An 11,944-nucleotide genomic window follows, 5' to 3' on the forward strand; every position below is an offset into this window, starting at 1 on the left:
CGCCGACGAGGTGCGTGCGGCGTTCCACCGTGAGTACGTCTCCGGCTCGGGGCGGCTGCTCTCGGACTCCGCGACCGCCTATGCGCTCGCGCTGCAGTTCGATCTCGTCGACGACGCCGACGCCCGGCAGCGCGCGGCCGATCGCCTCGCTGAGATCGTCCGCGGCAACGGCTACAGGATCTCGACCGGCTTCGTCGGCACCCCGCTCATCTGCGACGCGCTCTCCGCCCACGGCCACGCGGATGTCGCGTACCGTCTGCTGCTGCAGACCGACGCCCCGTCGTGGCTGTATGCGGTGAAGCACGGTGCGACCACGATCTGGGAGCGCTGGGACTCGCTGCTGCCCGACGGGACGGTCAACCCGAGCGGGATGACCTCGTTCAACCACTACGCGTTCGGCTCCGTCGCCGACTGGCTCCACCGTGTCGTCGCGGGCCTCGCTCCGGCAGGGCCGGGCTACCGTCGTATCCGCATCGCACCGCAGCCGCCCCGCACCGGCCTGACCGCCGCGGCAGCGCGGCTCGAAACCCCCTACGGCGAGGCATCCGTCGAGTGGGCCCTCGCCGAGGGGACCCTGACCGTGTCGGCGACCGTGCCGGTCGGCGCGACCGCCGATGTCGTGCTGCCTTCCGGCCACGCGGTGACCGTCGAGCACGGCGCGCACGAATGGAGCGAGCCGTTCGAGGTCGACGCGGTCGAACGCGCGGTGGTCACCGTAGACACCCCGATGGGGGAGCTCCTCGACGACGCCGAGGCGATGGCGGTGTTCATGGGCGTCGTGACCACGTACGTCCCCGAAGCGGCCGCGCACATGAGCGGCGGGCTGAACGGGCGCGACGAGGTCACGCCGCGGCAGATCGCCGGCATGATGCCGCATTCGGATGCCTTCCTCGCCGACCTGGAGCGAGGGTTCGCCGCCGTCTCGGCGGGCGAGGCGGTGCCCGACGACCTCTTCTCTGTCCCAGAGCCCGGCGCCGACGACGACCTGGTCGAGGCGGCGGGCATGCTCAGCGGGCGCGATTTCTGGTCCACGCGCGAGGGCGGCGGCATCCGCTCGCTCGTCCTCGTCGACGGTCCGCACGGCGTCCGCCGACAGGGCGGCGCGGCCGACAACCTCGGGTTCAACGAGAGCCTGCCCGCCACCTGCTTCCCGCCCGGCGTCGCCCTCGGCTCCACCTGGAATCCCGGACTCATCCGTGAGATCGGCGAGGCGCTCGGCCGTGAGGCCCGCGCGCTCGACGTCGATGTGCTCCTGGGGCCGGCGATCAACATCAAGCGGTCGCCGCTCGGCGGGCGCACGTTCGAGTACTTCTCCGAGGATCCGCTGCTCACGGGTGTGCTCGCGACGCAGTACGTGCACGGCGTGCAGTCCACCGGGGTCGGCGCATCGCTCAAGCACTTCGCCGTCAACAACCAGGAGACCGACCGGATGCGGGTCAGCGCCGACGTCGACGACCGGACACTGCGCGAGATCTACCTGCCTGCCTTCGAACGCGTCGTCACCGAGGCGCAGCCGGCCACCGTGATGAGCTCGTACAACGCGATCAACGGCGTCTTCTCGTCCGAGAACGAGTGGCTGCTCACCGAGCTGCTGCGCGGCGAGTGGGGCTTCGACGGGCTCGTCGTCTCGGACTGGGGCGCGATCAAGGACCGGGTCGAGGCGCTGCGTGCCGGACTCGACCTCGAGATGCCGGGCACGGGTGACGCGGGGAGGGATGCGATCGTCGCCGCCGTCCGTGACGGCCGGCTCGACCGCGCCGTGGTCGACCGTGCGCTGGAGCGGCTCCGCCGGCTCGCCGAGCGCACCGCGACCGAGGGGCCGGTCGCCCCGCTTGACGCCGACGCCCACCATGCGCTGGCCCGCCGTGCCGCGGGGGAGGCGATCGTGCTGTTGCGCAACGAGCGCGGCACCCTGCCGCTGCGGCGCGATCAGAAGGTCGCCATTGTCGGTGAACTCGCCGAGAAGCCGCAGTATCAGGGCGGCGGCAGCTCGCACGTGAGCCCGACGCGCGTCGACATCCCCCTCGATGAGCTGCGCGTCGTCCTGGGTGATGTCGCCTACGCACCGGGATATTCAAGGGATGCCACCGCCGACGCGGCCGCGCTCCTCGACGCCGCACGCGCCGCCGCACAGTCGGCAGATGTCGCCGTCGTATTCGTGGGACTGCACGAGAACGACCAGTCAGAGGGATTCGACCGCAGCCACCTCGACCTCCCCGCCGAGCAGGTCGCGCTCATCGACGCGGTCGCGGCGGTCGCGCCCCGCACGGTCGTCGTCCTCTCCAATGGCGGCGTCGTCTCACTGGAGCCCTGGCACGACTCGGTGGATGCGATCGTCGAGGGCTGGGTGCTGGGCCAGGGGGTCGGAGGAGCCATCGCCGACGTGCTCACCGGTGCCGTCACCCCGTCCGGGCGGCTCGCCGAGTCGATCCCGTTCCGGCTGCAGGACACCCCGTCGTACCTGAACTTCCCGGGCGAGAACGAGATCGTCCGCTACGGCGAGGGCGTGTTCGTCGGATACCGCTGGTACACGACAGCCGAGCAGCCGGTCCGGTATCCGTTCGGGCATGGGCTCAGCTACACGACGTTCGCATACGAAGGGCTCGAGGTGGCGGCATCCGGAACCGCCACGGCGGTCGTCCGCGTGACCGTCCGCAACACGGGGCCCGTCGCGGGAGCCGACGTCGTTCAGCTCTACGTCGCGCCCGCCGCATCCCCGGTCCGCCGCCCGGCACGCGAACTCGCCGCGTTCGCCAAGGTGCATCTCGCGCCCGGCGAGTCCACCGTGGTGGAGCTCGCGCTAGATCGCCGCGCGTTCGCCTACTGGGACACCGTCAAGGATCGGTGGCGCGTCCAGCCCGGCGAGTACCGCATCGAACTGGGTCGATCCTCCGCCGAGGTCGTCGCATCCGCCGAGCTCGGACTCGACGGCGACACCGACAAGGCCGAACCTTTGACACTCGACTCCACCGTCGGCGACTGGTTCGGACACCCCGTCGTCGGGCCCGCGCTCATGCAGGCCATGATGGCCGGGGCCTCCGAGGAGCAGCAGGCGGCGGCATCCGAGAACGAGAACATGCTGAAGATGGTCGAGTCCATGCCCATGGGCCAGTTCGCGCGCTTCCCCGGCGTCGAGATCCCGGATGCCGCACTCGAGCAGCTCATGGCGCTGAGCGTCTGAGGGGCCGGGGTGTCGTTGCGGGCGCTGGCGCTGGACGGCGTCGTGAAACGTGCGATCTCGCACGGCGGCGCGGACGGCGTGCGCAGTGAGATCGACCGCCGGCGTCGAGAGGAGCTGCCGGCGCCGGCGCCGGTGCCGGCGCGCGTCTCAGCAAGGTTCTCGATCACCGAGACCGTCGTGCAGGGATCGCGGGTCGTGCGCCTGGAGAACCCCTCGCGCACGCGCGCTCGGGCGATGGTGTTCGTGCCCGGCGGCGGGTACGCGCATCCGATCTCGGCCTCGCACTGGACGACCGTCGCCCGCCTCGCGCGGGCGGCTGGCATCGACGCGATCGTGCCCCTGTACGAGGTCGCGCCCGGAGGCGACGCGGAGCGCGGGCACGGGCTACTGGCGGAGGTGCTGGCCGAAGCCGTGGCCCGGCACGGTCGCGGCGACGTGATCGTCGCGGGAGACTCCGCCGGCGCCGGGCTCGCGCTCGCCGCACTGCAGCGTCACCCCGACCGCGCGGCAGCGGCCGTGCTGCTCAACCCCTGGCTCGACGTCCAGATCGGTCATCCCGCGGCATCCGCGCTCGAGGAGTGGGACGCGATCCTCCGCGTCGACGAACTGCGCGAATGGGGCAAGGCGTGGGCGGGCGGACTGTCCACGTCGGATCCCGCGGTCAGCCCGCTGCGCGGCACCTTCGGCGGTCTGCCGCCGGTCCACCTGATCACGGGCGGCCGTGACCTTCTGCTGCCCGACGCCCTCGACGCATACCGACTGCTGCGGGCGGCCGGCAACAACGGAACTCTGACCTACGCGCCCGACGGCAACCACGGTCTCGGGCACATGGGGTCCGTCACCCCCGAGAGCAGACGGGCGCACCTGGCCGTCGTCGCGGCCCTCACTGCCTGACCTCCTGATCTCTCCGAAAGGAACCCACGCGATGCGGGCTGTCCGTCTGAAGACCGAACACCTCCACGAGCCCCTCGGACTCGGCGTCCGCACACCTCGCTTCTCATGGAACTGCGCCGACGGGGTGGTCCAGACGGCGTACCGGGTCGTCGCCGAGCGCGACGGCCAGACGCTGTGGGACAGCGGCAAGGTCCGCTCCGCACGGATGGTGCTCGTCCCGTACGGGGGACCGGCGCTGCGCAGCCGCGATCGCGTGGTCTGGCGCGTCACGCTCTGGGATGAGGACGATGTCGAAGGCGAGGCGGCAGCATCCTGGTTCGAACTCGGGCTGCTCGACGCCGATGACTGGTCCGCTCACTGGATCACCGGCGATTACCGTCCCAAGAAGAACACGCGTTACCCGGTCGACTGCTTCCGCACCCGCTTCCGCGCCCGCGGGAATGCCGCGCGTGCCCGCCTGTACGCCCCCGCGCTCGGCCTGTACGACGCGCACCTCAACGGCGTGCGCGTCGGAGACGTCCAGCTCGCCCCGGGCAGCACCGACTACCGCACCCGCGTGCAGTACCAGACGTACGACGTCACCCACATGCTGGGCGATGACAACACCCTCGAGCTCCGGCTCGCCGACGGCTGGTACCGCGGCGCCGTCGGCGCGTACGGCGTCACCCGGCTCTTCGGCGACACCACCGCCCTTCGCGCACAACTCGAGATCACGTACACCGACGGCACATCCGAGACCTTCGGCACCGGCGCCGGGTTCGCATGGAGCAACGACGGACCGCTGCGGTACGCCGATCTCAAGGACGGCGAGCACTATGACGCACGGCGCACGCCCACCTACCGCGGCCGCGCGCGCATCGCGAGACCGGGGCCGGTGCCGACGGCATCCGACAACGTCGCGCCGCGCACCCAGGAGGAGTTCTCCGCGACCGCCCTGACGACCCCCAGCGGCGCGACTGTGCTGGACTTCGGCCAGAATATCGCCGGGTTCATCCGCCTGACCGTCGATGGCAAGCCGGGGCAGCAGGTCCGGCTGCGGCTGGGCGAGATCCTCGACGACGACGGTGAGTTCACGCAGAAGAACATCCAGCTCGACAAGCCGGTCCGGCAGTTCGGTCGGGTCTCGGAGTTCCTGCTCATGACCGGACAGCAGCACCTGATCCGTGGCGAACTCGAGCCCACCCCGAAGCAGGAGATCACCGTCACCTGCGCCGAGGGCGTCACGGACTACCAGTGCGCATTCACCGTCGCCGGATTCCGCTACGCGCTCGTCGAAGCCGACATGGACATCGATCCGGCCGCCGTCCGCGCCGTCGCCGTCTACTCGGACCTGGAGCAGACCGGCACCTTCACCTCGTCGAACCCGACGCTCGACCGGTTCGTCGAGAACACCCGTTGGAGCATGAAGGGCAACTTCCTCGACGTTCCCACCGACTGCCCCACGCGCGAGCGCCTCGGCTGGACGGGCGACGCGCAGGTCTTCTTCCACACGGCGGCATACTTCATGGACGTGGCCGCCTTCTTCCGCAAGTGGATGCGCGACCTCGCGGATTCGCAGCTGCGATCCGGCAAGCCCCGGGCGGTCGCGCCCTACAGCGGGGTGCCGATGATGTACGACACCTCGGGTGGTTCGGCCGGCTGGGCGGACGCGCTCGTGCTCGTTCCCTACCGGCTCTGGAAGCGCTATGGCGACGAGGCTCTGCTCCACGAGTTCTACCCCGCCATGGTCCGCTACGCGCAGTTCATGATCGCGCGCACCGGACACAAGCGCCGGAAGGACGCCGCGGCGAACCCGTTCAACGCGTACACGTACGAGAAGGGCTTCCACTACGGCGAGTGGTTGGAACCCAAGGAGTTCCGCGACGAGGTATCGGCCCGATCCCTGCCGCTCTGCACGGAGGAGGCGACCGCGTACCTGCACTACACGATGGCCCACCTCGCAGAGATCGCGACCCAGCTGGGCAAGCCGACCGACGCCGCCCGGTTCACCCAATACGCAGAGGGCGCGAAGAAGGCCTATAACCATCTCTTCGTCCACGACGGCAGCATCGACACCGACCGGCAGGCGAAGCTGGTGCGCCCCCTCGCCCTGGGACTGCTCGATTCCGAGACGGCGACGCGGGTGGCGGACCGCCTCGCGCTCGCCGTGGAGAACAGGAACGACGCGATCGGCACGGGATTCCTCTCGACTCCGTTCGTACTCCCCGTGCTCACCCAGGCAGGGCGCCCCGATGCGGCGTACAGGATGCTCGAGAACGAGAACGCGCCCAGCTGGCTCGCCCAGGTGAAGGCCGGCGCGACGACCGTGTGGGAGGACTGGGAAGGCGAAGCCAGCCAGAACCATTACGCCCCCGGCGCCGTCTGCGAGTGGCTGTTCGACAGCGTCGCGGGCATCCGGATCGCGGGCGACAACCGATTCGCGATCGCTCCCGTTCCCGGCGGGTCGCTCACGCGTGCGGCCGCGACCTACGTCAGCCCCTACGGCGCGGTGAGCAGCTCCTGGAGCACCCACGGCGGCGCGACGGAGTTCGTGATCACCGTCCCGCCGAACACCACCGCCGACATCCGCCTGCCGGACGGGCGCTGCTGCTCGGCCGGCCCGGGCGAGCACCGGTTCCGCTCGGTCTGAGCGCGACGAGGCGGGCGTGAGCGAGGTCGGTTCGACCTAATCGGGCTCGCGACGCGTGTCGCCAGCATCCCGCTGCTCCGCCTCGACGGCGCGGTGGATGTTGCCGTGGATGTGGTCCGCACCGATCAGGTCGATGACGCCCTCGCGGTCGAGGATCGCGCGCGGACCGGGCTTCAGCCGGGTCAAGCGCAAGTGGACACCCGCGTCGCGCGCGAGCGTCACGACGTCCGCCATCGAGGCTGCGCCCTGGGAGTCGATGAAGTTGATGCCGCCGCAGTCCAGGACGATACCGGTCAGTTCGGGGCCCGACTGGATGACCTCCCGCACGCGGTCTTCGAGGGCGTCTGCGGTGGCGAAGAACAGTCCGCCGTCGAACCTCACGACCGCCACGTTCGCCAGGACCTCGTCGTCCGGATGGATGTCGACCTCGCGGAAGACCTGGGTGCCGCGCTCGCGGCCGAGCGCGGGCATCTCGGGATGCGTGGCGACGGCGACGAGCCACACGAGTGAGAGCCCGATGCCGATGATCACGCCGGCGAGCACGCCGAACACCAGGGTGCCGAGGAGGGCGACGACGGCGATCCAGAAGTCGACCTTCTTCACCCGGAACAGCCGGCGCATCTCAGGGACGTCCATCATCCCGCTGACGACCGCTTCGATGATCAGCGCGGCGAGAACGGCCTTGGGCAGGTCCGAGAACAGCGGCGCGAGGATCAGGAGCGTCAGCAGGACCGTGACGCCGGACGTGAGTGAGGCGACTCCGGTCTTCGCGCCCGAGCGGTCGTTCAGCGAGCTCGCGGACAGGCTGGTCGAGACGGGCATGCCCTGGAAGAGTCCCGACCCGATGTTGGCCATGGACTGCGCGACCGACTCCTGGTTGATGTCGATCTGGTAGCGGTGCTTCGCCGCGAAGGTGCGTGCGTCGCCCGCGGTCTGCGAGAAGCCGATCATGACCAGCGCCACGGCGGCCAGCACGACCGTCCCGGCGTGATCCCAGAGCAGCTGCATGTTCGGGACTTCCAGGGCGGGCAGACCTCGGGGGACGTCTCCGACCACGGCCACGCCCTTCGCGCCGAGGTCGAAGAGCGCCGAAGCGAGCAGCCCGCCCACGACGAGCACCAGCGCGCCGGGAACCCGCGGCGCGACGATCCGCAGGCCGAAGACGACGACCAGCGAGATGGCGCCGACGAGCACCGTCGTGGGATGCGTCCCGCCCAGCGTGCCCAACCACGACCACAGCTCCTGGATCGGATTCGCGCCGCTGGTCTCGGTGCCGGTGAGCTTGGGGAGCTCGCCGATCACGACGTCGATCGCCGCGCCGAACAAGAAGCCGGTGACCACGGCGCGTGAGAGGAACTGGGCGATCCACCCCATCCGGAACACGGCGAGAAGCAGGAACAGGATGCCGGAGGCCAGGGTGATCCCGGCGACGAACGAGGCGACATCCTGGTCGCCGACGATGCCGGCTGCGAGCACGGCGCTCGCCGCGACCGCGGCGAGGCCGGAGCTCGGACCCATGGAGATCTGCCGGCTCGTCCCGAAGATCGCGTAGAGGATGGCGCCGGCGGCAGCGGCGTAGAGGCCGTTCTGCAGCGGCACGCCCGCGATGCCCGCGTAGCCGAGGTTCTTGGGGATGATCAGCGCAGCGACGGTGACCCCCGCGATCACATCCGGGCGCAGCCAGGTGCGCTGGTAGGACCGGAGCTGGCCGATGATCGGTATCCGGGTCGGACGCTGATCACCTGTCGTCGCCATGGCCATGTCTTACCGCATTGCGCAGGCGGTCGACAAGGATCGGCGTCCGCAGCGCTACGCGCAGACGCGGACCCGGCGCCCCTCGTAGGCCACCACGTCGCCGAGCTGCAGCTGGCGGCCGCGGCGGCGGTCGACCTCGCCGTTGACCGTGACGTACCCGTCGATGATGGCTTCTTTCACGTCACCGCCCGAGTCGAGCAGCCCGGCGAACTTGAGGAACTGCCCGAGCCGGATGCCCTCGCCGCCGATGGAGACGTCGTCGATAGGAGCCGGGGTGGTCATCCTCGAATGCTAGCCGCACTAGGTTGAAGCGGTGGAGATCCTGCATGTCGCCCACCGGTCGGACTGGGAGCGCGCTTTGCGCGACGGGAGCTATACGGTGTCGACGCGGGGACGCGGCCTCGACGAGGTCGGCTTCATCCACGGCTCCACGTCCACGCAGGTGGGCGGCGTCGCCGAGCGGTTCTACCGCGACGACCCTGAGCCCCTGGTGGTGCTCGTGATCGACCTCGACCTCGTCCGCGCGGACGGCACCGAGGTCCTCTTCGAGGACGGCGGCGACGGGCAGGACTACCCGCACATCTACGGTCCGGTCCTTCCCGGGCACGTGATCCGGGCCGAGCCCGCCGGCTTCATCGACGGCGCGTTCTGGCACGGCGCCCGATGACGACGGGCGAGGTGGCCGCAGCGTACGGTGCGCGAGCGGCCGAGTACATCGACCTCTTCGGAACGGTGGATGCCGCACACGATGCCGACCGTGCGCTCGTCGTCGACTGGGCTCGCGGCCTCGATGGCCCGGTGTTCGATGTCGGCAGCGGACCCGGGCACTGGACCGACTTCCTCGTGCGCAACGGCGTCGACGCGGCGGGCATCGAGATGGTGCCGGAGTTCCTGGAGCACGCGCGAACGCGGTTCCCCGGCGTCGCGTTCCGTGCCGGCACCTGCCCGACCTCGACCTGCCGGATGCCTCGGCCGCCGGCATCCTGTCGTGGTACTCGCTCATCCACCTCGGGCCTGACGAACTGCCGGCCGCGCTGGGGGAGCTCGCGCGGGTCGTCAGGCCCGGCGGCGGGCTGCTCGTCGGGTTCTTCACGGGGGCGCAGGTGGAGGCGTTCCCGCATGCCGTGGTGACCGCGTACTACTGGCCGATCGACGAGCTCAGCCGCCTTGTTGCGGAGGCGGGGTTCCGCGTGCTCGCGACGGGGTCGCGCGCGGAACCGGGTGTGCGGATGCAGGCGACCATCGTCGCCGAGCGCGTCTAGGCCCAGAGCTCGCCGTGGCGCCACCCCTCAGGGGTACGCGTGTACTGGAGCCGGAGATGGTTGCGGGTCGGAGCGCCCTGCCAGAACTCGAGCGCGAACGGCTGGATGCGCCACACCGTCCACTCCGACGAGACCAGGCCGGGATCCGCCGACAGTGCGGCCAGGTTCTCGGCGACGAGGCGGTCGCGTTCGGCGGTGTCGGTCAGCGGGGCGCTCTGCCGCCCGGCCAGTGCGATCGCCTTCGCGGCGGCGTTGCGGGCACGAAAATCGGCGGCCGACTCCTCGGCGCTCGCCGGTGTCGCGAGCCCGCGGACGCGCACCGAGCGCGCGAGCGGCGTCCAGTAGAACGTCAGCGCGGCGTTCGGGTTCGACTGCAGCTGCGTGCCCTTCGCCGACTCGCTCCCGGTGGCGACCTCGAAGGCGCCGTCATCGGTCACGTCCTTCAGCACGAGCACGCGCGCATCGGGGCGGCCGTCCGCGTCCACGGTCGAGAGCGTCACCGCATGCGGTTCCGTGATCCCGGCGTCCAGGGCGGCGCCGAGCCAGTCGCGGAACAGCTCCTGCGGGTCGTCGGGAGCAGCCGACGGGTCGAACGGGGGAGCCTCTCCGACGATGGATGCCTCGGCCCGGAGTCGATCGCGAAGAGTGGTCATCAGGCCAGTGTCGCAGAGCACCACGGCGAGCGGTTTCCCGGCGAACTCCGAGCATTCGTCCCCGCCGGAATAATGCATGATGGGAGCAGATTTCCAGAGGGAGGCCAGCGATCGCGACCCACGATGAGGTGACGGACGAGTTCTCGGATCTCGCGGAGCTCATGCGCGAAGAGCACGAGCTGACCGACGGGCTCGCCGACGTCGATCCGGAGGCGCACCTCCGGCGACGCAGACGCCGCAGGATCGCCCTCCTCGTCACCGCGATCATCCTGGTGACGATCCTCGGCACTGCCGGCGGCTACGTCGCCTGGGCGCTCAACGCACCCCTGCCCGCGCCGGCGACGACGTCGCAGCAGCCGGCGGCGCCGGCATCCCCCGCGGCGCCCATCATCCTTCCCGACGGGACGGCGTCGGCGATCTCGATCTCGGGCGCCGACGCGTACCTCGGGCCGACTGCGGCCGACATCTGGGCGACCACCGGCACCGACGATCCGCGGCCGATGGCGAGCATCAGCAAGATGATCACGGCGCTCGTGGTGCTCGACGCGAAGCCGCTCGCCGACGCGAACGACGAGGGACCGACGATAACGTTCGGCAAGGCCGACCACGACCTGTACGACAAGTACTACGTGATGGGGGCGACGATCGCCCCCATGCCGATCGGCACCTCGATGTCGGAGCGTCAGGCGCTGGCGGCAGCGCTCATCCCCTCGGCGAGCAACTACGCCGAGGCGGTCTCGACGTGGGCGTACGGGTCGCAGGGCGCGTTCGTCTCGGCGGCGCGACGCTGGCTGACGGCGAACGGCCTCACCGGCACCACGTTGGTCGAGCCCACCGGGATGAGCGAGCGCAACACCAGCACGCCGACCGATCTCATCGCCCTCGCCCGGCTCGCCGCGGCGAATCCGACCATCGCGGCGATCGCTGCCACCCCCTCCATGGCACTCCCGGGAGCCGGGATGGTGCACAACACGAACGGCCTGCTCGGCACCGAGGGGATCACGGGCCTCAAGACCGGCAACCTCGGGTACGGCACCTACAACCTCGTGTACACCGCGTCCATGGACGTCGGCATCGGCCGGCCGCTCCAGGTGGTCGGCGTCGTGCTCGGAGACAACACGCGTGAGGGCGTCGACAACGACGTGCGAGGGCTCTTGAGCAGCATCCGCGAGGGATTCCACCACGTGCCCGTCGCGACGCACGGCCAGCAGGTGGGGGAGTACCGGACTCCCTGGGGCTCGACGGCGAAGATCGTGATCGCGCAGGAGGCATCGATCCTCACCTGGTCGGACACGCCGATCAGCGTCACGATGCAGACGACGACGCCGAAGACGTACACCGACGGCGAAGAGGTCGGCAGCATCACGTGGACGGCGGGACCACAGACGACGTCGATCCCGCTCGTCGTGGAGGGGAGCGTCGAGCCGCCCGACGACTGGTGGCGCCTGACCCACCCCGAAGAGCTCGGCGCGCCGTGGTCGTGAACCGCTGACCGGCTGCCGTGCCCGGCCCGCGGGTGATCCCGGTCCCCGGAACAGCAGAAGAGTGGATGCCGCAGGCCGCGGCATCC

9 protein-coding genes are annotated in these 11,944 nt (G+C 70.5%); 6 read left to right on the forward strand and 3 right to left on the reverse strand.

What is annotated here, in order from left to right:
* From ACTHNQ_RS00995 to ACTHNQ_RS01005, 3 genes are all read left to right on the forward strand, one after another.
* Nucleotides 1–3,181, forward strand: a 3,181-nt coding sequence (locus ACTHNQ_RS00995; protein ID WP_440330581.1) for a glycoside hydrolase family 3 C-terminal domain-containing protein, incomplete at its 5' end; no start/stop codon positions are given.
* A gap of 9 nt (nucleotides 3,182–3,190) precedes the next feature.
* On the forward strand, nucleotides 3,191–4,075 hold the full coding sequence (locus tag ACTHNQ_RS01000) for an alpha/beta fold hydrolase (RefSeq protein WP_440330582.1): 885 nt from the start codon (nucleotides 3,191–3,193) through the stop codon (nucleotides 4,073–4,075).
* A 31-nt stretch (nucleotides 4,076–4,106) separates the two neighbouring features.
* The gene (locus ACTHNQ_RS01005; protein ID WP_440330583.1) at nucleotides 4,107–6,704 is read left to right on the forward strand and encodes a family 78 glycoside hydrolase catalytic domain; all 2,598 of its coding nucleotides are present in this window, start codon (nucleotides 4,107–4,109) and stop codon (nucleotides 6,702–6,704) included.
* Nucleotides 6,705–6,740: 36 nt separating this feature from the next.
* Here the strand turns inward: ACTHNQ_RS01005 and ACTHNQ_RS01010 are convergent, their stop codons facing one another.
* Together ACTHNQ_RS01010 and ACTHNQ_RS01015 are read right to left on the reverse strand one after the other, a co-directional pair.
* Nucleotides 6,741–8,459 carry a SulP family inorganic anion transporter gene (locus ACTHNQ_RS01010; RefSeq protein WP_440330584.1) on the reverse strand — a complete coding sequence of 573 codons (1,719 nt, stop codon included), beginning with the start codon at nucleotides 8,457–8,459 and terminating at the stop codon, nucleotides 6,741–6,743.
* 54 nt (nucleotides 8,460–8,513) lie between these two features.
* Entirely contained in the window at nucleotides 8,514–8,741 is a 228-nt protein-coding gene (locus ACTHNQ_RS01015; protein WP_440330585.1) for an RNA-binding S4 domain-containing protein, read from the reverse strand.
* Nucleotides 8,742–8,772: 31 nt separating this feature from the next.
* On the opposite strand from ACTHNQ_RS01015, the gene ACTHNQ_RS01020 reads away from it, so the two are divergent.
* Both ACTHNQ_RS01020 and ACTHNQ_RS01025 read left to right on the forward strand, forming a co-directional pair.
* Nucleotides 8,773–9,126 carry a DUF952 domain-containing protein gene (locus ACTHNQ_RS01020; protein WP_440330586.1) on the forward strand — a complete coding sequence of 118 codons (354 nt, stop codon included), beginning with the start codon at nucleotides 8,773–8,775 and terminating at the stop codon, nucleotides 9,124–9,126.
* A 460-nt stretch (nucleotides 9,127–9,586) separates the two neighbouring features.
* Nucleotides 9,587–9,721 carry a hypothetical protein gene (locus tag ACTHNQ_RS01025; protein WP_440330587.1) on the forward strand — a complete coding sequence of 45 codons (135 nt, stop codon included), beginning with the start codon at nucleotides 9,587–9,589 and terminating at the stop codon, nucleotides 9,719–9,721.
* On the opposite strand, the gene ACTHNQ_RS01030 is transcribed toward ACTHNQ_RS01025, so the two are convergent.
* Nucleotides 9,718–10,374, reverse strand: coding sequence for a pyridoxine/pyridoxamine 5'-phosphate oxidase (locus ACTHNQ_RS01030; protein ID WP_440330588.1), 657 nt, complete (start codon nucleotides 10,372–10,374; stop codon nucleotides 9,718–9,720). The genes ACTHNQ_RS01025 and ACTHNQ_RS01030 overlap by 4 nt on opposite strands.
* Nucleotides 10,375–10,502: 128 nt before the next feature.
* Between ACTHNQ_RS01030 and ACTHNQ_RS01035 the strand changes: the two genes are divergently transcribed.
* Nucleotides 10,503–11,858, forward strand: coding sequence for a D-alanyl-D-alanine carboxypeptidase family protein (locus ACTHNQ_RS01035; protein ID WP_440330589.1), 1,356 nt, complete (start codon nucleotides 10,503–10,505; stop codon nucleotides 11,856–11,858).
* Nucleotides 11,859–11,944 lie beyond the last annotated feature (86 nt).

Origin of the sequence: Microbacterium sp. (genome assembly GCF_051953575.1) — a bacterium.
Taxonomy (GTDB): domain Bacteria; phylum Actinomycetota; class Actinomycetes; order Actinomycetales; family Microbacteriaceae; genus Microbacterium.